At 50.1% G+C, this 21,744-nt stretch carries 24 protein-coding genes; 16 read left to right on the plus strand and 8 right to left on the minus strand.

Features of this window, described 5'->3' with window-relative positions; genetic code table 11:
• Positions 1-20: 20 nt before the first annotated feature.
• The 3 genes from NST07_RS12770 to NST07_RS12780 all read left to right on the plus strand — a co-directional run bounded on the left by NST07_RS12770 (position 21) and on the right by NST07_RS12780 (position 2,410).
• Positions 21-1,376 (plus strand): glycoside hydrolase family 30 beta sandwich domain-containing protein, encoded by a 1,356-nt coding sequence (locus tag NST07_RS12770; protein ID WP_341092165.1) that lies wholly within the window; start codon positions 21-23, stop codon positions 1,374-1,376.
• Positions 1,377-1,516: 140 nt separating this feature from the next.
• Positions 1,517-2,008 (plus strand): GNAT family protein, encoded by a 492-nt coding sequence (locus NST07_RS12775; protein WP_341092166.1) that lies wholly within the window; start codon positions 1,517-1,519, stop codon positions 2,006-2,008.
• Positions 2,009-2,161: 153 nt separating this feature from the next.
• The gene (locus NST07_RS12780) at positions 2,162-2,410 is read left to right on the plus strand and encodes a hypothetical protein (protein WP_341092167.1); all 249 of its coding nucleotides are present in this window, start codon (positions 2,162-2,164) and stop codon (positions 2,408-2,410) included.
• 4 nt (positions 2,411-2,414) lie between these two features.
• On the opposite strand, the gene NST07_RS12785 is transcribed toward NST07_RS12780, so the two are convergent.
• Positions 2,415-3,233, minus strand: a complete 819-nt coding sequence (locus NST07_RS12785) for a protein kinase (RefSeq protein WP_342481698.1) — start codon at positions 3,231-3,233, stop codon at positions 2,415-2,417.
• 225 nt (positions 3,234-3,458) lie between these two features.
• Between NST07_RS12785 and NST07_RS12790 the strand changes: the two genes are divergently transcribed.
• The gene (locus NST07_RS12790; protein WP_342481699.1) at positions 3,459-4,370 is read left to right on the plus strand and encodes a hypothetical protein; all 912 of its coding nucleotides are present in this window, start codon (positions 3,459-3,461) and stop codon (positions 4,368-4,370) included.
• 221 nt (positions 4,371-4,591) lie between these two features.
• On the opposite strand, the gene thiD is transcribed toward NST07_RS12790, so the two are convergent.
• Positions 4,592-5,404, minus strand: a complete 813-nt coding sequence (gene thiD, locus NST07_RS12795; protein WP_038590041.1) for a bifunctional hydroxymethylpyrimidine kinase/phosphomethylpyrimidine kinase — start codon at positions 5,402-5,404, stop codon at positions 4,592-4,594.
• Between the two features lie 259 nt (positions 5,405-5,663).
• Between thiD and NST07_RS12800 the strand changes: the two genes are divergently transcribed.
• Complete coding sequence (locus tag NST07_RS12800; RefSeq protein ID WP_341092173.1) at positions 5,664-6,785, plus strand: glycosyltransferase family 2 protein; 1,122 nt, start codon at positions 5,664-5,666, stop codon at positions 6,783-6,785.
• 430 nt (positions 6,786-7,215) lie between these two features.
• On the opposite strand, the gene NST07_RS12805 is transcribed toward NST07_RS12800, so the two are convergent.
• The gene (locus NST07_RS12805; protein ID WP_341092174.1) at positions 7,216-7,977 is read right to left on the minus strand and encodes an SGNH/GDSL hydrolase family protein; all 762 of its coding nucleotides are present in this window, start codon (positions 7,975-7,977) and stop codon (positions 7,216-7,218) included.
• A 174-nt stretch (positions 7,978-8,151) separates the two neighbouring features.
• Here NST07_RS12805 and NST07_RS12810 point away from each other — a divergent pair, with 174 nt between their 5' ends.
• From NST07_RS12810 to NST07_RS12825, 4 genes are all read left to right on the plus strand, one after another.
• Entirely contained in the window at positions 8,152-8,556 is a 405-nt protein-coding gene (locus tag NST07_RS12810; RefSeq protein ID WP_341092176.1) for a hypothetical protein, read from the plus strand.
• Positions 8,557-8,560: 4 nt separating this feature from the next.
• Positions 8,561-8,962: a hypothetical protein gene (locus NST07_RS12815; protein ID WP_341092178.1), complete on the plus strand. Its 402-nt coding sequence runs from the start codon at positions 8,561-8,563 to the stop codon at positions 8,960-8,962.
• Between the two features lie 229 nt (positions 8,963-9,191).
• The gene (locus tag NST07_RS12820) at positions 9,192-9,563 is read left to right on the plus strand and encodes a hypothetical protein (protein WP_341092180.1); all 372 of its coding nucleotides are present in this window, start codon (positions 9,192-9,194) and stop codon (positions 9,561-9,563) included.
• A 20-nt stretch (positions 9,564-9,583) separates the two neighbouring features.
• Positions 9,584-10,813, plus strand: a complete 1,230-nt coding sequence (locus NST07_RS12825) for an exo-alpha-sialidase (RefSeq protein ID WP_341092181.1) — start codon at positions 9,584-9,586, stop codon at positions 10,811-10,813.
• A 91-nt stretch (positions 10,814-10,904) separates the two neighbouring features.
• Here the strand turns inward: NST07_RS12825 and NST07_RS12830 are convergent, their stop codons facing one another.
• Entirely contained in the window at positions 10,905-12,005 is a 1,101-nt protein-coding gene (locus tag NST07_RS12830) for a glycosyltransferase family 4 protein (protein WP_341092182.1), read from the minus strand.
• A 207-nt stretch (positions 12,006-12,212) separates the two neighbouring features.
• Positions 12,213-13,025, minus strand: coding sequence for a sugar phosphate isomerase/epimerase family protein (locus tag NST07_RS12835; RefSeq protein WP_341378245.1), 813 nt, complete (start codon positions 13,023-13,025; stop codon positions 12,213-12,215).
• A 124-nt stretch (positions 13,026-13,149) separates the two neighbouring features.
• Here NST07_RS12835 and NST07_RS12840 point away from each other — a divergent pair, with 124 nt between their 5' ends.
• Entirely contained in the window at positions 13,150-14,121 is a 972-nt protein-coding gene (locus NST07_RS12840; protein WP_341378246.1) for an acetylxylan esterase, read from the plus strand.
• A 25-nt stretch (positions 14,122-14,146) separates the two neighbouring features.
• A complete protein-coding gene (locus tag NST07_RS12845) occupies positions 14,147-14,524 on the plus strand; it encodes a YkvA family protein (RefSeq protein WP_341378248.1) in 378 nt (125 codons plus the stop codon).
• A 53-nt stretch (positions 14,525-14,577) separates the two neighbouring features.
• Here NST07_RS12845 and NST07_RS12850 read toward each other — a convergent pair whose 3' ends face one another.
• Positions 14,578-14,952, minus strand: a complete 375-nt coding sequence (locus tag NST07_RS12850; protein ID WP_342481700.1) for a helix-turn-helix domain-containing protein — start codon at positions 14,950-14,952, stop codon at positions 14,578-14,580.
• Between the two features lie 148 nt (positions 14,953-15,100).
• On the opposite strand from NST07_RS12850, the gene NST07_RS12855 reads away from it, so the two are divergent.
• The 3 genes from NST07_RS12855 to NST07_RS12865 all read left to right on the plus strand — a co-directional run bounded on the left by NST07_RS12855 (position 15,101) and on the right by NST07_RS12865 (position 17,122).
• Positions 15,101-15,781 carry an NAD(P)H-dependent oxidoreductase gene (locus NST07_RS12855; protein ID WP_342481701.1) on the plus strand — a complete coding sequence of 227 codons (681 nt, stop codon included), beginning with the start codon at positions 15,101-15,103 and terminating at the stop codon, positions 15,779-15,781.
• Positions 15,782-16,019: 238 nt separating this feature from the next.
• Positions 16,020-16,436, plus strand: coding sequence for a CidA/LrgA family protein (locus NST07_RS12860; RefSeq protein WP_340898994.1), 417 nt, complete (start codon positions 16,020-16,022; stop codon positions 16,434-16,436).
• A complete protein-coding gene (locus tag NST07_RS12865) occupies positions 16,433-17,122 on the plus strand; it encodes an LrgB family protein (RefSeq protein ID WP_038590072.1) in 690 nt (229 codons plus the stop codon). The genes NST07_RS12860 and NST07_RS12865 overlap by 4 nt, the downstream gene beginning before the upstream one ends.
• Positions 17,123-17,132: 10 nt before the next feature.
• On the opposite strand, the gene NST07_RS12870 is transcribed toward NST07_RS12865, so the two are convergent.
• On the minus strand, positions 17,133-18,641 hold the full coding sequence (locus NST07_RS12870; RefSeq protein WP_341092195.1) for an alpha-N-arabinofuranosidase: 1,509 nt from the start codon (positions 18,639-18,641) through the stop codon (positions 17,133-17,135).
• Between the two features lie 154 nt (positions 18,642-18,795).
• On the opposite strand from NST07_RS12870, the gene NST07_RS12875 reads away from it, so the two are divergent.
• Positions 18,796-19,698 carry an ArsR family transcriptional regulator gene (locus NST07_RS12875; protein ID WP_341092199.1) on the plus strand — a complete coding sequence of 301 codons (903 nt, stop codon included), beginning with the start codon at positions 18,796-18,798 and terminating at the stop codon, positions 19,696-19,698.
• Between the two features lie 100 nt (positions 19,699-19,798).
• Complete coding sequence (locus tag NST07_RS12880) at positions 19,799-19,972, plus strand: hypothetical protein (protein WP_173139976.1); 174 nt, start codon at positions 19,799-19,801, stop codon at positions 19,970-19,972.
• Positions 19,973-20,114: 142 nt separating this feature from the next.
• On the opposite strand, the gene NST07_RS12885 is transcribed toward NST07_RS12880, so the two are convergent.
• Positions 20,115-21,743 carry a response regulator gene (locus NST07_RS12885; protein ID WP_341092200.1) on the minus strand — a complete coding sequence of 543 codons (1,629 nt, stop codon included), beginning with the start codon at positions 21,741-21,743 and terminating at the stop codon, positions 20,115-20,117.
• Between the last annotated feature and the right edge of the window lies 1 nt (position 21,744).

The following is a 21,744-nucleotide window of genomic DNA, read 5'->3' on the forward strand; positions in this document are numbered from 1 at the left end:
TAGAAACTGGAGGGAAACACATGCGTGAGCTATTGATTTACCAGTCCAAGGGTGAAGGCGAGCTATTCCAGAAACAGTCTCCGGAGCAGCTGCTGCCTGCTCTTTCGGGAGTGGAGATTAGTGTAGTTGCCCTTGATGACAACCTAACCTACCAGCAGATGGATGGCTTCGGTGCTTCCTTTACGGATTCGGCTGCTTATCTGATCCATCAGGTGCTGGATGCGGAGCAGCAAGCAGAGGTCATGACCAAGCTGTTCGATCCGCAGGACGGAATTGGCCTGTCTGTATTAAGAAATCCGATGGGGGCATCCGATTATGCCCGAACCTTATACAGCTATAATGATCTGCCTGAACAGGAAACCGATCCGGAGCTGGCCCGTTTTTCAGTGGCTCATGATGAAGAGGATATCATCCCTTTACTGCAGCAGGCCTTGAAGCTGAATCCGGCAATCAAGCTGTTTGCTTCACCTTGGAGTGCTCCCGGCTGGATGAAAACGAATAGATCGATGAAAGCCGGACAATTGAAAAAAGAACATTACGGCACCTATGCGAACTATTTCGTGCGTTACATTCAGGCCTATGCTGACAAAGGGCTGCCAATTTATGCGGTCACCCCGCAAAATGAACCCTTATACGAACCGACACATTACCCAAGTATGCTGATGCAACCCGAGGTGCAAATTGATTTTATTAAAAATCATTTAAAACCCGCATTTATAGCACATCAGCTGGAGACAAAAATTCTTAGCTATGATCACAACTGGGACCGCCCCGACTATCCTCTGACAGTATTAGAGCAGGCGAACGAAGAGGTAGACGGTGTGGCCTGGCACTGGTACGGCGGGCAACCGTCGGCCCAATCGGAGGTTTTTGAAGCCTTTGCCGGCAAAGAGGTTCATTTTACCGAAGGCTCAGGGGGAGAATGGATTCCGCCGTTTGAGCAGGCCTTCTCGAATGTCATGCGGACCGGGATTGAAATTCTAAAACATCACAGCAAATCGTTTATCCTGTGGAATATGGCACTGGATGAACATAACGGCCCTACGGTCCCAGGCTTTGGCACAAGCACCTGCCGCGGAATCGTGCAGGTCAACCAGCAGACCCGGGAGCTGGTGTATACGCTGGATTATTACGCGCTGGCTCATTTCAGCAAAATTATCCGCCCGCAAGCGGTGCGCATTGCATCCGCTTCGGGCAACGAGGTGATTCGTTCCGTTGCCTTCAAGAATACGGACCAGTCCATTGCTGCCGTGCTGTTCAATGACAGCGGGAAGGCGGAGAATGTTGCTGTGAAGCTGCAGGGAAGAGAGTTGTTAACCTTCCGTCTGGAGGCCAAGAATGCCTTGTCCATCCTGATCAGCGACAGCGTTGAATAAGCGAGCAGAAGCTGGGTCCTATCGCGGCTCCTTAGGGAGCGAACCGGCGAGAGAATATTCTCGCCGGTTTATTTCTGTACCGTAAACCGTGTAAACTCAGGTAGAGGATAAGTGACTGTTTATTGTAAAGGAGAGATGAGATGCTGCATTATAAAATCCGGCTCATGGAAGAGCTGGATGCGCGGGAAATCGTGAAATGGAGCTATGAAGCGCCGTATGCGATGTACAATCTGTCTGACGATCCTGAAGACATTCAAGAACTGCTGGACGGCTCCTATTATGCTGTGATCAGCCCTGAGAATGAACTGGCCGGGTTTTTCTGTTACGGGCGCAACGCGCAGGTTCCCGGTGGAATCCGTGAGGGTTTGTACATAGGTGACAAGGTGCTCGATATCGGTCTTGGCTTAAAGCCGGAACTCACCGGAGAAGGCAAAGGGCGCGATTTTCTGGAATCCGGTATGGAATTTGCCCGGCGGAAGTACGGCCCTGAGCGATTCAGATTAAGCGTGGCCGCGTTTAATAAGCGGGCCATTGCTTTATATAACAGTGTTGGCTTTAAGCCGGCAGGGGAGTTCGTAAATAACAATGGAAAACACGAAATGGTGTTTATGTTGATGGAGTGTCCAAGCTGATACCGAACCGGTCAAATCCCTGCAAATTTGCACTAGGGCAAAAAATATGTTCTAATTTTAGTATATTCTAAACCCCAGCTTTTTTGTTGCATATACATGTAGTACCCTGAGACGAACATAAGGTCTTGGCCAATTTACAGAGGAGGCGATGGTATGTTTAAGAAATTGCTGAAAAAGGTAATTCATTCCGTTGAGCATTCCCAGCATAAACACTCTAGCAGCAAACGGGGAAGGCAAGGGTATGCCCGTCATTCCAGCTCCGATAAGAAAACACAGGTTTACCGTCATTCCAGCAGTGACAGACCAAGATCCCGGGGAGGCTCTTCCTCGGACTACCGTCATGGCAGCGGTCATAAAGGGCATAAATATTATAAGAATAGATACGGCAGCCATTCGAGCTGAGCGGTTAAGACTTCAGCCCGGGGAGGTTTGCCGATAGTTCGGAGACAAACTCGGAGGTGCTCTGATAAGGTACACCTTCACCGAGCAGCCTGATGAGAATAAGCTCCAGCTGTGGTGAGAGCTCAAGCTCCTCCATCCAGTTGCCTTCAGCTGCACCGGATGTGGGGCTGAAACGGGAGTAGAGCATGAACAGCATTAGATGTCCGATATCAAATAGATCACCTTGTATGGTTGCAGGCTTCGACGGCGTTATGCTGTTGGAGCCTGTTTGTGTTTGCTGCCGGGCTGCTGTGTTATTGCCGCCGATCAGCGCAGCTAATCCAAAGTCGATCAAATAGAGGTCTTCACCCCGCATAATCACATTTGGAATGCGGATATCCAGATGAACAAAACCCTTTGAGTGAACATATTGCACACGTTTCATAAGCTCCAGTGTCCACTTCACCGTGTCCTGTTCTCCAAAAGTCCGGCTATCTGCAAAGATCAGATCCTCTAAGGTTTGGCCTTCCACATAATCTGTCACCAGCCAATAGGAGCGGTTCTCGCTGAAATAATCGCGGCAGGCCGGGATGAAGGGATGCTCCAGCTGTGAAATGACCTCCCGTTCCCAGGCCAGCATCTTTTGGCCGATTCCTTTCTTGCTCGGCTTGGCCTGCTTCACAGCTACAATCTGCTGCTCCTGTTCGTCCATACACCGGTAAGTAATTCCGTAGCTGCCAATGCCAATTTGTGCTATTATTCTGTACCGCTTACCGATAAAACTGCCTTTCTCCAGTGGATAGTCCGCCCATGCCTGCAGGAAGCTTTTCAGATATTTATACACGTTGATGTTACCTCGTCTTCTTCATTTCTCATGATTTATAAATTATATCATTGGCCTTGGGGCATCTGCCATTCCCGCTGCTGAACGGTCAGTTATCAGAACATTCAGAGAGAAATTGTGTCGAGTGTCAGTAAAATATATAATGAAAGAGTAAACGCAGCTAAGAACAGAGACGGCAGCGGCGAAGCAAGGCGGGCATCATACATACCAAAGGAGAAATTTAATGTGAATGAGAAGCTGAAGAAGGCATATGAACGAGTGGGATTGTCTGAAAACGTATCCAGAGAAGAGATAAATAAACGGTTTGATCTGCTGCTTAAACGGCGGCGTTCCAAAGCTTCCGATGACGAAAGGTCGGCGCCGGAGGAGGATTTTCAGGCCTTCAAGTTTATTCTGGATAGTCTGGACGAGCAGGAGATTCAGGAAGCCGAACAGCAGAGACTGGCGAAATACGGCAAGCTTTCCGGTTTTGCGAGTAAATGGGAACGGTTTATGCGCCTGTACAAGACACATGTAATTGTATCCATTATTATCGTTATTGTACTGGCTGTAGGCGGGAACGCGCTTTATAACAATTGGCAGCATAAGAAATACCTCGCTTCTCTGCCTCCGGTTGATGCGGAAATCATGTTCCTGGGCAATTTCGGGGTTCAGGACCCGGATGGTAAGACGGATGATCTGGAAAAGGCAGTTATCGCCCAATACCCTGATTGGAAGCGGGTGGAGGCCAGTATCGTTTATCTCCCGCAAACAGGACCCGGTTCGGATACGTTTGATATGAACTACATGCAGAAGGCCGTTGTAGAACTGGCGGCGAATCAGCCGGATGTTCTCATTCTGGATGAAGCAACCCTGGAATGGATCGGAGGGCAGGATGGCTTCGGGAATCTGGAGGCCGTCGTAGCAGACGGAGCGATTGCCAAAGACGATTCACGCCTGAAATGGGGGAAGAATGAAGAGACCGGGAAGGAGGAGCTATACGGTGTAGACATTACAGACTCACCGTTTGTTTCCGCGCTTCCACTCAACCATAATTCCAAAAATATAATCATTGGGGTCCTTGGTGAAGATGAAAACAAGGACAAGCTCATTTCGTTCATTGAGAAGATCGCCGGGAAGTCACCCGCTCAAAAATAAGCCTTGAGGTTCTCTGAAACTTCGATTGTATAGAACAAACCGTTATTATGCTGCTTTGTGCAGCGCGATAACGGTTTGTTACAATAGGCAAACAAAAACCGTGCCACCTTATACAGGGCACGGTTTTGTTATGCGTATACCAAGCAGGTAGCAGGTTGAGGGACGCATATTCAGTCAGGGAATTACAGCCCTGCCTGTGCAGTCCTACAGCCCGGCTTGTCCTACTGTTCCAGGCGGTAACCGCCATGAAATACAGGGCCGACATATTGATTGAAGGCGTAACCGCTGCGGATGGCTGCGGAGACGAAATCCTTCGCTTTGACTACTGCGTCATGCACGGACAGGCCGTTCGCCAGGCCGCCGGTAATGGCAGCTGCAAACGTGCAGCCTGCTCCGTGATTGTATGCAGGTTCAATCTTGGCGGTCTCAAGTACAGTATATTCGGAGCCGTCGAAGAAGACGTCAATCGCAAGGTCTCCACCTAGCGCTTTCCCGCCTTTGACAACAACATTTTGGGTTCCCAGTAAATGGATCAGGCGTGCAGCCTCTTTCATTTCTTCAATCGTTGTGAGCTTGCCCAGTCCGGAGAGCACCCCTGCTTCAAACAGGTTAGGAGTGGCTACGGTAGCCAGCGGCAGCAGCAGATCGCGGATGGCATTTGCGCTCTCCGGGTTCAGCACCTCGTCTTCACCTTTGCAGACCATAACCGGGTCAATGACCACATTGGTCTGGAGGTTTTCCTTGATCGCTTTTTCCGCAACAAGCACAATATCCACACTGCCCAACATCCCTGTCTTCATCGCGTCCACAGGTCCGCCGGCAAAGATAGTTTTCAGTTGCTCCGCCACGATGGAAGAGTCAATCGGGTAGACATTATGGTGCCAGCCATTATCCGGGTCCATGGTGACAATGGTCGTTAAAGCGCTGAAGCCGTAGGTGCCATACTCCTCAAAGGTTTTTAAATCAGCTTGAATGCCTGCGCCTCCACTGGAGTCACTGCCGGCAATGGTTAGGGTTTTTATGATCTTTGACAAAGGTAACGTCTCCTTCTTGTATATGAAATTCTAAAGCCTGATTCAGAGGGAATCATTTTAAACTCTTTCGATATTATAACAAAAAACACCGCCAGCGTCCTCAAAAAAGCACACTGCGCTTGTTTCACTCCGGGCTTTCGCCTTAGGGTCAGTGGTGAATGCGGAAATGTCATAGGTAGGAGCAAGGGTTCCATTCCTGCTGCGGTGCATATCAATATAGGAGAAAAGCGTGTGCTCACAAAACTTTGAGGAGGGTACCATGATAGAAATCAGCTTATGCATGATTGTCCGCAACGAGGAGAATAGCCTGCCCCGCTGCCTGTCTTCGGTAGGGGCGATTGCTGATGAAATCATCATTGTGGATACCGGGTCAACGGACAACACCAAAGAGATCGCATTGTCCTATGGGGCGGTTATTTATGATTTTACCTGGATTGATGATTTCTCAGCCGCCCGCAATTTTGCTTTCAGCAAAGCTACCAAGCAATATATCTTCTGGCTGGATGCCGATGACTACCTGAAGGACGTGGATCATGCACGGTTCAGGGAGCTGAAGCACAGCTTGCCAGACGGTGTGGACAGTGTGAACATGCAGTACAATCTGGCTTTTGACGAAGAGGGGAGAGTCGTCACCTCTTTGCGCCGCAACCGGCTGGTCCGCAGAAGCTGCAATTTCAAGTGGATAGGTCCGGTGCACGAGTATCTGGAGGTCTACGGGCCCGCTTACAGCAGTGATGTCTGCATCACTCATGAAAAAGACAAAGTATACACGGACCGCAATTTGCGGATTTATCAGAAACGTGTCGCGGAGGGTGAGGTATTCTCGCCGCGCGACCAGTATTATTATGCCAACGAGCTGCGCGACCATGGAATTTATGAGGAAGCCTGCCGCTATTATGAGCTGTTCCTCGACGGAGGTTTGGGCTGGGTTGAAGATAATTACCAGGCCTGTCTCAGGCTGGCTGAATGCCGGGAGCGGCTGGGAGACAGGGAGGGAGCCTTCCAGTCGTTATGCCGCACGCTGCAGTATGATACCCCCCGGGCGGAGTTTTGCTGCCGGCTAGGTGCCTGGCATGTAGAGAAAGGCCAGCTGCTCCCGGCTGTCTACTGGTATGAGCTTGCGATTAAACTCCCGCGGAATAATGATTCTATGGGTGTGAAGAACGAGGCGTTTGCCACCTGGGTACCGAATCTTCAGCTTGCTTTATGTTATGACCGGCTGGGCCAGCGCGAGAAAGCTAATCTATTCAATGAAGCCGCTTTGCTTTATCATCCCGTCCATCCCAGTATGCTCTACAACCGCAATTATTTCAAAAATGTGCTCGGAGACAATTATGTAGAGCTGCATTCACGGGAAGCTGCCGAGAAGGAAGCGGAATAACGTGTTGCCCGCCCAGCTCCTTGGCCGCTATGCCCTTTGAATAAGGGGCTTTTGAGCAGACCTGCTTGCACTTTGCGGCTGCATCCGGACTCCAATGCAGCTATTTCGGATAAAAAGCATCATTCAGCGGGGAATCGGACCTCATGGACGTTATGCTCTACATTTGGCGATAAATAGCCGCCTTTTGGCGAGAATAACGGCTATGCAGTCCGCCGGCAAGGAATACAGCACGTTCCTGGTAAGATTGCGGCTCCTGAGTCCGGTAGACACAGCAAACCTAATAAGCCAGTTTACTGGAACAGCATTTTCTGAATGCAGGAGACAGAACCATCTGTTCCGCCAGCTGCCTGCGGTAGTTTCCAGCCCATAATCCCTGAAGAGGCGGCAAAAGGCCCGCTGCATCTATCCTATGCAGCAGGCCTTTTAGACTTTAATGACTGTGTGCAGCCTGTCCGGTGCTGTCCACCAGCAGCTGGGGTTCACTGCTTCGGATGAAATCCAGCACCTTATCAAAGATGATGCGGTGTCCTTCTTTATTGGGATGAATTCCGTCCCGGCAGATGAACTTGGTGAAATCCGGCTGCTGGAGAAAAGCGCCCCGGACATCAATAATTTTGGTTCGGGTGCTCTCGGCGACCTTGATTATCGTGGAATTGTATCTTTCCTGCCACCAGTAGATTTTAGTGATGCTGCCGAGCCATTTCAGAATATTCACTTCCGACGCCGGGTTGTTTCCGCTGACCCATTTGAAATAGCTGTCCGCATCCAGCGGAGGGAGACTCATCAGAATAGGCATAATCCCCTGGCTCTTCAGGAAATCAATCATATCCAGCAGCATTTTTTCGAATGCCGTAAAATCGGTCTTGGGGTTATGCTCTGCCTCAGGGTTATTCATAATTTCCTCCCAATGAAAGTCGCAGTCATTTCCCCCGTATTCGATCAGTACCACATCCGGTTTCTCCTTCAGCACATCCCGTTTCAGATTGCCGAAGCCCTTGAGCAGTGTGTTGCCGAATCTGGCCGTATTGCGCAGCGCGCCCTTCAGATTGCCCTGAAGCAGCGACACGTAATTTTCTTCCAGAATGACATATTTGCTTCTCGCTTCATCATAGACCACCCCTTTGGAGATGGAATCGCCGCTCACCATATATTTAAACTCAGGCACGGCAGTTTGTTTGTCCGATACGTTCATATGACTAGCCTCACCTCCGATAGCTATATTGTATTTAATCTTAGTGTAATCCATTCGTCCAAGGATTGCCTATGTATATATGTCATGGATTTAGGGGCTGAAGAGGTCCAGTCACTTCTTTAATAATGCCATATCCTATATAGAGTTAAATTTGTGACAAGGAGGCGTTTTGTAATGACCCAGGTTGTTGATTTCAGTAAAAGCTCAATATCCAGCTTCAGCCAGTCGATTTCCGTGCCGATCCTTGGTGCTCCTTCAAGCAATACACTGACCCAGTTTGGACTCGCGACAGCGCAGGGAGGCAGTGTCCTGCTTAATGCTTCGGTTGGCGTTGAAAATACACTCGGAAGTCCGGACCTGCTGTTCACGATTTTGCGCGGGGCAGCCGCTATTTTCACAATTCGGGCAAGTGCACTGAACGCCGGACAGTTTGACCCGATCAGTTTCTCCTTTGTGGATGCCAATGTGCCTGCCGGATATTTTGCCTATACACTGACTGTCTCGATTGTTAACAATGCTGCGCTTAATTCTGCAAATCTGGTAGGTCCTGTAGATTTCTCAGGACTATCGTTGGTGTGACGCCATGACACAACTCATTGATTTCGGAAAAAGCATCCCGGCGAGCTTCAGCCAGTCCGCATCATTGCCCGTAAACAGCTTGCCTAACAGCACTGTTCTGGGACAATTCGGTTTATCTGTAGGCGCTAACGGCTCAGTTTTGCTTCAAGCCACCATCGGCCTTCAAAGCAGTGGACCAAACAGCTCCGACATTATTTTTACAATCTCGCGCAATGCGGTGCAGGTTTTCACCATTCGATCCAGCGGGCTGGCAGTAAACGACTTTGAAGCCGTTCATTTCTCTTTTGCAGATAGCGGAATCTCTGCCGGATATTATGGATATGCTTTAACCGCTTCTTCAATCGGTACGGTGAACCCGCCGGTTATTATCGGGCCGCTTTTATTCTCGGGGCTTTCTATACTTTAACTTTTGGAGGCTGCCGGAGTAATCATGCTCCTGGCAGTTTTTTTATACTCCAGACCGTTATTATTAATTTCCGTTTACTCACCGGTTGGGCAAAGTTTTCTCTCATTGGACAAATAATATCCACATACACATGAATGGAATTGTATTATTCCTGATTACGAAGGAGGGGCTGTGCGTTGTCCTGCGGGAAACTCTCTGCTTGCAGCAGACGGAAAGGAGTTCAGAAAATATGCCCTTTACAACGGGGGCGGTTTACAACCCGCCGGCCGGACTCAACCATATCGACCGAATACAGATTTCGTGCCTGAATGATTCGATTGTATCCTCAATTAACATCAATTACCAAATTTTTCATTTCCGGGGCAGCAATTTTACCCGCGTCCCGGTGGGCGAGGCCTTATTTCAGGTCAATCCCCAGCAGTTAGTCGTTCAGACCTTTTCTGTGAATCTCGCTGATTATTATGAAGCCCAGATCAATTTCTATAGTGCTGTTAATACTATCGTGAATGTGTTTGCTTTGGACGCTGCAGGGAATGTCCTGGAAAACATTCTGCAGCCGGAGCTTACATACATTGACCGCTTAACAATTATCTCTACTTAAAAATGGGGTGATACGAATTGGTGAATGTCAATGTTACCGCCGGGCTTCCGGGCAATCATATTGAACCTTCCATCGCAGTCAATACGTTGAGTCCGAATATTCTGTGCGCGGTGGCGGTGGATGACAGCACAGGTACAGCTTTGACCGGATTCTACAGGTCTATTGACGGGGGGCAGACATGGTCAGCTACTATTCTGCCGCAGGCTCCGGGGTATATGAGTGCTGAAGCACCCACCATAGACTATACGTTTCCGAATACCTTTATTGTTGCCGTTCATTTTTTTAATGAGTTCCATGACGGTACCATTGCGACCTATACCTCTTTCGACAACGGCGCGACCTTTAACCCCCCTGTTATTGTCCGGCGGGGTTTTGGTCTCTATATCCACAATGATGAGCCATTTCTTGCCGTGGACCGCTCACCCTCCAGTCCGTACCTGGGAAATGCCTATGTAGGCTACACGCCGCTTTATGATCTAGCATTGAACTCTGCGATCTTCTTTCAACGTTCCTTGGATCAGGGAGTTAGCTGGGAACCTCCGCAGCGTATATCAGATCCGAGAGGGAGGCTTGAGCGTGCTGCTCTGGCAGTCGGACTCGCCGGTGAGGTATACGTCGGTTATATTCAGCTTGGGGCGGGACCTAAATATGCCTATATCCGGGTTTCACTGGATGGCGGAGTCACCTTTAATCCTCCGGTTACCCGTGGAGCTACATTTATTGCCAATACAGTGCCTGTGCCAAGTCCGCTGCCCGTACCGAATTATGCTTTCCGAGTGCAGACGAATCTCAGCCTCGGGACGGATATCTCAGCCGGACCCTTTGGCGGGTTTGTGTATGCGGTCTGGAATGATTTCCGGCTGGGGTATGCAGACATCTTTTTCTCGCGGTCGCAAGATGGCTTACTCTGGTCCCAGCCGGTCAACATTACGGGCGCACCGCCAGGCTCGCAGAATTTTTCACCATCGATTACGGTGTCACCTTCCAACGGAACAGTGCGGGTAATTTATTATACGAACCGTCTGGATGGTTTCCTGCTGGATGTCTTTGTGGCGGAATCCATCAACAGCGGCTTGTCCTTTGTGAACCGGCGAGTAACGGATGTGTCCACAAATCCGAACGGGAATTCACCTACACCCGTTCCGCTAATCGGTGATTACATTACAGCGGCAACGATCTTCCCGGATACACTGGGAGCTGTATGGAACGACACGCGGCTTGGAAAACAGGATGTTATTTTCGGGAATTGAACATATGTATGTAAGCCGCAACAGCATAAACAGCAGCTCAACGCCACAATCGGGCAGCTGCGCTGCTGTTTTGCTTTTGAGGAAATCGTTATTACCTGCCTGCCCTAAAGCTGTTCATCCTACGCACCAGTGCGGACTTGGGCTGATTGTCAACAGGTGTGCCTTGGAGGAAATTTTTGATACTCTGTTCCATGATTCTGACGCTGTTCTCCCAGGTCCAGCCGACAGAATCATTTTCTCCCTGCATGGCTAACCGGGCTCTGAGCAGATGATCCTGGCTCAGGCGGATAACATCCTCGGCGAGCCGGTTCTCGTGCCGGAAGGAGAGCAGACAATTCTCTTCATGGCGTGCATATTCCAGATTGCCGCCGGAGTACACGGAGACGAGCGCCGCTCCGCAGCGCATAGCTTCCAGTCCCGGAAGGGACCCGGTATCGAAAATGCTGGAGCTGACAAAAATATCCGCACCATTGTAGTGATAGCAGAGCTCTTCATCATTCTGAGGTGTGAAGAAGCGGTATTTGCCGCTGGCCTTCATCTGCTGCAGGGAATCCGAGGTATAGAATTCATCCGGCGGACTGATGAAGTTGATGTTTACACCGGGAAGATTCTGTTTGACGATATCCAGCTGCTGTACCAGATAATCCTGTTCGCGATGCCAGGAGAAGCCGTTCTCAACCTTGCGCAGAATAGCGGTAATGTTCAGCGGCTCCTGCAGTTTGTGGCGGATACGCATATTATTAAAGGAGGAGCTGATGCCGACAGGCACAATACTTCCTGAAATCCCATGATTTAATTCAATCAATTCCTTCTGCCACTGTGATAGAACGATCAGCTTGCCGGTGGTATGATAACTGGGAAAGGATACATGATTTTCCGGCAAAAAAAGCGGCTCGTAACATAAGGACAGGCGTACATGAATTCCCTTTCCATTCTTGCTGGCGGCTTCGGCCACAGGCACAGTGGTATAGAAATTGGAAACAATGACATCGCTGGCGGGAAAGTCAGTTTCACGCAGCACCGTGTGGTCGGTGCGGAGCAGGGTGGAGTGGATCTCATAGGAGATGTCCCCCTCCAGCGGCATGAGAATCACAACCTGGTGGCCCAAAGCTGTCAGACCGTTGGTAAGCTCCACCAGCATCCGTTGTGCCCCGCCATGGCATAAGGTGAGAATGGGGAATGTGAACCTCATCGATGATCGCCTCCCTTCTGGAGAATCCAGCATCAGCAGCGATGCTTGTTGTATACTATTTTATTCAGAAGGGCAGGAAAAGTACCGGGTATCCGGTCATTAATCAAAATGAGGATGAGTGAAGAGCCGAGAGCTGGTCCGTTGTCCGGAAGCTCGCGGCTGCAGGAGGAAGACGCACATCTTTTGAACTGGAAGCTTTACAATTAATCAATTCCCGAGAGCGGTCAGCAGGGCAACTGTTTCCCGAATTTCAGGTAGAGTGATTTCCTCCAGGGAGACATCTATCATAGGCTTGAAGGTCTGAAGCTTTTGCAGGAATTCAGCAGTGTGGAACAGCCCCTGGCCCGCTTTTCCGTGACGGACATGGTTCCCTTCGCGGTAGATATCCTTCAAGTGGGCCAGGATCATCCGGTCACCCAGCAGACTGAAGGCGCTGTCCACAATTTCATCCTGCCGGGACACCTCGTAACCGATCCAATTGCAGGGGTCGAACACGACGCCTATGGAGCTGGAAGGCACCTCATCCAATAGGCGGCGCATTTTTTGCGGGGTGGATAAGGTGTGGGTACTGACGCCTTCGATCCCCAGAAATACGCCCCATTTCTCCGCTTCCTCGGCCAATTCTTCCACCGTAGTCCGCAGCGTTTCCCAACCGATCTCCTCGTAACGGTAAGGCTCTATCTCTTTAAACGTATGCAGGTCCCCGGTTTCTGTAGCTACCATCGGTGCGCCGAACTGTCTGGCAAACTGCAAGTGTTCCTTGAAACGGTCGATTTCTGCCCTGCGGACCACCGGGTCCGGATGAACGGGGTTGATGTAGCAGCCGAGAACACCGATACGGATTCCTGCCTTGTCGAATTGCTCGCCGATATAATTGGCCAAGCCGGGACTCAGTTTGCCGGGGGAAGTGTCGATATCCTGTATTGCCTTGGACAGAGCGAGCTGCACGAAGCTGATATTGTGGGCTTGCAGTGTGGAGGTTAAGGTCTGGAGCGGCAGACAACCTGCTGAATGCGCCAAAGTTCCGTATCGAATGATGAACATCTCCTTTTGAATTCTCTGGATTTATATTATTATTACTATTAATATTAATAACGCTTACAAGAACTTGCAATAACAAAGACTACGACTAGGAGATTATGCTATGAATACTATTGAACTGCGTAAGCAGGAACTGGAAAACTGCCGTCCTGAACCGACACTTGATGCACAGTCAGCCGACAATTACTGGGATGGAATCCTTGCGGAATATGAACAGAAGCCGCTGCACATTACCACTGTTCCCGAAGAAACTCCCTATCCGGGCATGGAGGTTAACAAAGTCAGCTTCAAGGGATTTGATGAAACCACGGTGCATGCCTGGCATATTCAGCCGTCCTGGAATGCAGAAGCCCGGCAGGCGCTGCCCTGTATCGTTACATTTCCGGGTTATACCGGGGACCGGGGATACCCGGAACGTTATGCCTCATGGGTGCTTCTCGGCTATGCTGTTCTGGCTGTAGATGTGCGGGGCCAGCTGGGTGAGACGGGAAACCTGCTGCCCCAGAGCAGCGGTGTTGCCAAAGGCTGGATCACCCAGGGGATCCTGGAGAAGGAGCACTCCTACTACATGGCTGCGGCGATGGATGCCGTCCGGGCCGTGGATACCGCCGCGCAGCTGCCCGGCATAGATCCCTCACGCATCGCTGTTACCGGCGGCAGCCAGGGAGGCGGGCTTTCCCTGCTGGCAGGCGCGCTGAACCCGCGTGTCGCTGCGGTCGCTGCCGACATTCCGAATCTTTGCCGGTTGGATTTCGGGGTGCTGAATTCAACCAGCTCTTTGACAGAGATCGCCGATTATATCAGGCGATACCCGGAGCATCTGGAACGCATTCTGCATAATCTTGCCTATTTCGATATTGTGAATCTGGCGCACCGCTTTACTGCACCTGTAATGATGTCTGTCGGCTGGAAGGACACGGTATGTATGCCGGAAACGATCTATGCTGCGTATAACCGCATTACGGCGCCCAAAGAAATTTGGGATTACCCATTCTCCGGACATGAGGTCGGCGAGTTCCATAACCGTCAGAAGGCGATATTTTTTCAGCGGCATTTGGGGGCAGCCCAGGATTAGTCTACAATTACAGGAGGGATCGCTAATGGAAAAGGACGGAAACAAGCTTCCCGCAGAACTCGTAGCGGACCATTTCAAATACAGCAAAGAGAATGAGAGGCTGGTGCAGAAGAGCTTCTGGAGCAAAACCAGAAAATTCGCCGGCAAAATTCCTTTTACCAAAGATGCGATTGCGATGTACTATTGCGCCATTGACGCCAAAACTCCATTGTGGGCAAAAGGTATTGCCTTCGGAGCATTAGCCTATTTCATCTCTCCGATTGATGCTATTCCTGATGCCTTGCTCGGTCTGGGACTGACAGATGACGCAGCTATTATTGCGGCAGGCATTCGGGCAATCGCCGGACAGGTAACGGATGAACACCGGGAGAAGTCAGAGGTTTTCTTCAACGGGGATAAATAAAGCAGTTCATACAAAAAAAGGTGCAGCATCAAGCCTGCACCCCTAATTCTGAATCAACTAGGGCAGCTTTCTTTGGAAAGCTGTTTTATTTTGTATTCCTCGCCCCAATCCCTCATCAGCATAATGATCGGGATCAGTGTCCGGCCGAATTCAGTCAGGGAATACTCGACCTTTGGCGGCACTTGATGGTAGACCTCGCGGTGCACCACTCCGTCTTCCTCCAGCTCGCGGAGCTGCAAGGTCAGCATCCGCTGGGTAATGCCGGGACAGATACGGCGGAATTCATTGAACCGTTTCTTGTCGTCCATTAAATGGTATAGAAGCACACCCTTCCATTTGCCGCCAATAACGTCGAGTGTAAATTCTACGGGGCACGCTGTTTCGTTGCCGTCCGGGCATTGGCCAAATCCGCCTTTTCGATTTCGCATCCGGGGATCACTCCTATAGTATCAATTTGTATACTACATAACAAAAATGTGCGTACTATAAATTCCATTATATATACTTTAATATTATGCTTGTAAGCCATAATCAGTCAAACTTAACTTGTCCAGTTATAGAAAGGGAGTATGTAAAATGGAAGCCAGTGCGATAGCAGCAGCCAAGCATGAAATCCTATCCGCCTTTGAATTCAGACATGCGACGAAAGTGTTTGACAGCAGCCGGAAAATCAGCGAAGATGATTTTCAGTTTATTCTAGAGACGGGACGGTTGTCTCCAAGCTCCTTCGGGTTTGAGCCCTGGCGGTTTGTTGTGGTGCAGAACCCGGAAATCCGCGAGAAGCTGCGCCCCTTTGCCTGGGGGGCCCAAGGACAATTGCCAACCGCCAGCCATTTTGTGCTGATCTTGTCCAGACAACCCGGCGATATGGCCGCCGGATCGGATCATATCCGGCGTATGATGGAGCAGGTGCAGAACCTGCCGCCCGAAGCTGCTGAAGGTAAGCAGCAGACTTACGATACTTTCTTGAAAGTCGACTTTGGGCTGAAAGACAATGAACGGGCCATGTTCGAGTGGGGGGCCCGCCAGACGTATTTGGCTCTCGGCAATATGATGACCGCCGCAGCGATGATCGGCATCGATTCCTGCCCGATAGAAGGCTTCGACAAGACGAAGCTTGAAGAGGTACTGGCTGCTGAAGGTATTATGGACCCTGAGCATTTTGGGATATCCTGTATGGTGGCCTTTGGTTACCGGATCAATGAGCCGCGCGGGAAAACTCGGCAAACTGCCGGGCAAGTGATTCAGTGGGTGTAATGTAAAGAGGTGTAATGTAAATAGAAAAAACCTCTCCATGTGAGCGGCAGTGTGAGAACACGATCCCGCTCTGGAGAGGTTTCTTTTTAGGATATAAGGATTTATTTTGATCTACACTCATGAAAATACATAGAAGCTTCGAAAAATAATTGAAAATTTACTGAAAGTTCTGCTACTCTAATATAGTCAGTATTTTTACATAGGATATTCATTTTAAGACTGAAGGGATTCCTGCATCATGAAAATCATCCGCATTATTGCCGAGGTCGGAATATTGTACGCGTTCTATCTGGCCGGAGACTATCTGCAAAAGCTGTTGCATCTCCCGGTTCCGGGCAGTATTGTCGGGCTTCTGCTTCTGTTTATATTGCTGCTCTGCAAAATCGTGCCGCTCAAGCTGATTGAGAATGGCTCCTCCTTTATTCTGGCCTATCTTCCGATGTTCTTCATTCCGGCGACTGCCGGGATTATGAACCACCTCGATATTTTCAGCGGCAGAGGACTCCTGCTGATTGCCATTCTCGTGGTGAGCAGTGTGCTGACCATGGTCGTAACGGCCCATTCCAGCCAGTGGTTCACCGGCCGCAGCGCCAGACGCAGAAGCAGAAACAGCTACCGCGCCGGAAGCCTTAGAGAGAAGGGGAAGGAAGCATGAGATTTTTGCTCGCAGTTGGCTTTATCCTGCTTAATGTGGGAATTTATCTCCTGATGTCCATGCTTTACAAACGTTATCGTTTCCCCGTACTTCTACCGGCCCTGACGGCAACCTTTACAGTGGTTGTGCTGCTGATGGGCTTTCATATTTCCTACGACACTTATATGATCGGCGGCGAGTGGATCAACAAGCTGCTTGGACCTGCAGTTGTTTCTCTCGCTTACCCGTTGTACAAACAGCGTCATGTGTTGTGGCAGAACCTTCCCGCAGTGCTTGGGGGTACGGTAACCGGACTTCTGGTCGGGATGTTCAGCGGCCTGCTGATGGCGGCAGGAATGGGGTTTTCCAAATTATATGTTCTTTCAGTCCTGCCGAAATCGATTACGACTGCTGTAGCGATTCAAATCTCCAGCAATCTGGGCGGAGATTCCTCGTTGACTTCCGTATTTGTGATGATTGCCGGATTCACCGGAGCCATCGGCGGTCCTTACATCATCAAGCTGTTCCGCATCCGGGGCGAGTCCGGCATCGGGATCGGTCTGGGCACGGCTTCACATGCACTTGGTACGGCAAAAGCCTTGGAATATGGCGAACAGTCCGTCTCCATGAGTTCCGTAGCGATGACGGTGTGCGCTATCGTCGGCTCCATTATCGGACCGCTCGTGGCCTGGATCATGTATCATTAATACCTCTGGACTAGCCGTTCACCTGCAGCCGGATCACATTCCAGGAAGCCTTGGGAAGCAGGGCGCTTACGCGTCCGCCGTCTGCTGTGGCAGTGCCGCGGTCATGCGGCAGGACCGTCCCGGGGTTGCTTCGGGTGTTCGTTGCATGAATATCCTCATGTTCCAGTACGGTATGCTGGAGCACGGTAACAGCCCCGAAGCTGCGCAGGTCCACAGCTAGCTCCAAGCCTTCTGCCAGATGGCGGTTAACGGCAAACACAGTTACCTCGTTCAGCTCTTCGTTGTACACACTGATTGCTTCCAGATAGGGAACATCGGTGAAATCCTTGGAATCATATTTCGGACTGGAAATGAGCGGGTGCAAAACGGTCCCGCGGCCATAGACGGAAGCATGCATATAAGGATAGTACGTGGTCTGCAGCCAGAGCGGGCCGCCGTTTTCGGTCATAATGGGTGCAATGACATTAATAAGCTGGGCAATGCAGGCCATCTTCACCCGGTCCGCGTGCTTCAGCAGAGAGATTAGACAGCAACCCACAACAAGCGCATCCTCCAGCGTGTACACATCCTCGAATTCCGGCGGGGCGACCTGCCAATGCTGCTCGGCGCGGCTTGAACCCTGGGACTTCCACACATTCCATTCATCCATGGAGAGATAAATCTTTTTCCTGCTCTTTTTCTTGGCCTTGATATAATCGCATACAGCGGCTACACTGTCGATAAACTGGTCCATATCCAGGGAGCGGGCCAGGAAATTGGGGGTATCATCTTCATTGTTATTGTAATAGGTATGCAAAGACAAGAAATCCACATTATCGTAGGTGAGATCCAGCACAGTAGCTTCCCACTCGGCGAAGGTGTTCATCCCGCTGCCTGAGCTGCCGCAGGCGACAAGCTCAAGCGAAGGATCCACCCAGCGCATGGCTTTGGCTGTTTCATTGGCAAGGCGCCCGTATTCAACTGCCGTCTTGGCCCCGATCTGCCATGGACCATCCATTTCATTGCCGAGACACCAGGTTTTAAAGGCATGCGGGGCTGCATAACCGTGGGAGATCCGCAGATCACTCCAGTAAGAGCCGGAGGGATGGTTGCAATACTCGACCAGATTTCTGGCCGCATCGATCCCGCGGGTACCGAGATTGACGGCCATCATAACTTCGGAACCTGCCAGCTTAGCCCACTCTGCAAATTCATTAGTACCCATTTGATTGGTTTCGGTCGTCCACCAGGCGAGTTCAAGAGAGCGCTTACGCTCAGCCTTGGGACCAACTCCATCTTCCCAGTTGTAGCCTGAGACGAAGTTTCCGCCGGGATAACGGATAATCGGGACATTGAGCGTGCGGATGGCCTGCAGGGCATCTCCGCGGAAGCCGTTCTCATCTGCTGTTGGATGTCCTGGTTCGTAAATACCGCCATAGACAGCCCGTCCCAGATGTTCAATGAAAGAACCGTAGACCCGCGGGTCCACCTCAGCCAGCTTAAAATCCTTATCGACAATCATCGAGGATTGTATCGTCATGAATTTCCTGCTCCTTTGTTTAGGATTAATGATTATATTAATCCGTTGAAGTAATAACTGATTACATAATACGTATATCAAGCTATACTAAGCAATATAAATATTAAGGATTAATAAAAATGTTAATTCAATTACGGGTAATGGAGGATAGGATATGTATTTAACAACGGATTCAGAATCCCTTAAGGTCTATGAAGCGCTGGCCAGTGAAGTCAGACTGCGGATTATTGAACTGCTTGGCACGCAGGAAATGCATATTAAAGAGCTGGCAGCCAGACTTTATCTCAGTAGTGCAATCGTGAGCTCCCATGTCGCCAAGCTCCAAAAGGCAGGAATTGTAAGCTCGCAAATGAAGCGAATCGACGGAGGGACCTACAAGTTCTGTTCACTGTCAGCCAATTTCCTGCAGATTAAGCTGTCGGGTTCAAAGGGGATCGCCAGAAAAGTGGTCGAGGTGTCGGTGCCTGTCGGACATTATACCGATCTGCAAGCTTCGCCGACCTGCGGTATTGCCACAACGGAAAAGCTGATCGGGTATTATGATGATCCGCGTTATTTTCTCGATCCGGAACGGGTAGATGCGGGGATTTTATGGTTTGCCAAAGGTTACGCCGAGTACAAGGTTCCTAACTATCTTTTTATGGACCAGACGGTTCAGGAAATCGAGATCTCTATGGAAATCGGCTCAGAGGCACCGCATGTGAACGAGAAATGGCCTTCGGACATCAGCTTTACCTTGAATGGTATGGAGCTGGGGAAATGGACCAGTCCCGGTGACTTCGGGGTAATGAGAGGACGCCTTACTCCGGCTTGGTGGAACTCGGATGTCAACCAATATGGGCTGCTCAAGGTCCTAAGGATTAATAAAGGCGGTACATATGTGGACGGACAGCAGATCTCTGCGGTCACTATTGAAGATGCGGGTTGGGAGCAGGATCACTGGATCTTCCGGCTTACTGCGGAGGACACCACCCGAAGGCGGGGCGGTTTAACCCTGTTTGGCCGCGGATTCGGGAATTATGAGCAGGACATTGTCTTCCGGGTATATTACGAATAGCCGATGTGCAATAATTCAGGATTATCCTGCAAAATGTTTGCAAACCAGGTCAACGGGTAACTATAACTATGTGGCCCAAAAAAGTCTAGGAGGAATTCACATGTCAGATCACACGCAAAACGAAGCGGATCTCCGCAATAAAGAAAACAAAGACGGTGATTCTCTCGCCGAGCGCAAAAAGATGGAGAATGGCGTCGATATCGAACCGGAGGCTGATGACTGGGTGGCTAAACCTGCAGAATCGGCGCATCCAGACCCGCTCCCCAAAAATTAATCCAAGTGAGCTGCCAAAGCAGACTATCCTTTCGGGGATAGTCTGTATTTTAGCTTAGGAAATAAACAATTTCCTGGAGCTGTTCCATGGAATTTCTGCAGGGACAGCGCTTGAGTTTCATGGACGCTACAAGCTACACCTTTTATCCCAATTCGGTCTGTGAATAATTCAGCTTGTATTCCTTGGGACTCATTCCTGTGTATTTGGAGAACACATGGGTGAAATAAGCAGGGGTCTCAATACCGACTGCTTCCGCAACTTCAAATACTTTACTCGCCGGATTCCTGAGTAGTTTCTTGGCCATTTCAATCCGGTACTTGTTGATCACGTCGATGATGGACTCACCGGTAACTTTTTTGTACAGGCGGCTGAGGTAGCTGCTGTTAATGTGGATATGGTCGGCAATAATCTGCAGATTCAGGTTCTGGTTGTAATGCTCCCTTATATATTTCTGGCATTCGATAACGATGTAATTGGGCTGTCTGTCATTCAGCGCCATTGCCTTTGAGCAGCTTCGGATCAGGCGCTTGAGGATATCTGCCAACAGCTGAATGCTCTTGCTCTCCTGGATTTGCTTATACACTGCGGATTGACTTTCATCCATCTCCGGCGCGAAGGGCTGACTGGTGCTCAGCAGACGGAAACAGTAGGAACCGATAAGCAGACAGGCTACCTTTACATTCCCGATAGGCTCTTTAATGCTTCTGTAACTCTCCAGCAGCTGATCCAGCCGCTGGATTGCCTGATCGCTTTGTCCTTGCTGCAGATATCCGACAATTTGCTCAGCAGCGTGATGGGGAGGAGCTCCGGGAGTAACTATCTGGTTCGAATGAGGCATATAAACAGCCACATAATTATCGTTATAAAAGCTGCCTTGCAGCGCCTCTTTGGCCTCAAGGTAAGCCCTTGACAGCGTCAGCACATCCCGGTGTATCAAGCTGATGCCGATATTGACATGGCATTGCCTGAAGTTCTCCGCCATGGCAAGGATTTCATTGCTAATCGTGAGCAGGGCTTGTGTGGAGACTGCTGCATTGCCGCCGCTCATGGAGACAATAGCCAGCAGGGTGTTTTTTTCCATGGCCATAATATAAGAAGGTTGTTCCCCGAAGGCCAGTGCAAGGAATTGGCGGATGGAGGCCAGGAACCGGTAATGGTCATTCGCCGGGGCACCGGCATAGGCATAGGGGCCTGCCCCCGCCATCTCCTTAACCTCCATATAGACCGCGAAATAGTTCTCTAATTGCAGGCCCAGCTCGCTTGAGCGGCTGATTAAACCGGCTTCGTCGCTGATCAAGCCGTCGACGGCCTCCTTCAGAAATTTTTCACTGATTTCGGACAGATTGTCGTTGAGCTTGCTCTCCAGCTGCCTAACCTTCTGCTTCTGCTCCCGGTCCTTTTCCAGCAGCCGCGTGGCCTTTTCAATGGCCCTAGGAATCTGCTCAGTGGGATTGGTCTTGACTACAAAATCGACTACCTCATATTGAATGGCCGTTTGGGCATAGGAGAAGTCTGCGAAGGCAGTAAGAATAATAACCTTAATCTGCGGAAAGTGTTGGTGCACATAATCCGATAAAGCAAGACCATCCATCCCTGGCATACGGATATCCGTTACAATAATATCGATATCATAATAGCCCAGCAGCTCTGCGGCTTCCATCCCGTTGGATGCCTCACAAATGACCTCGCATTGAAGAACATCCCAATCAATAAAGCACTTCAGCCCTTTTTTGATAACAGGCTCATCATCAACAATCATGACCTTATACATG

It is taken from the genome of Paenibacillus sp. FSL L8-0340 (genome assembly GCF_038593145.1).
Lineage (GTDB): Bacteria > Bacillota > Bacilli > Paenibacillales > Paenibacillaceae > Paenibacillus_AQ.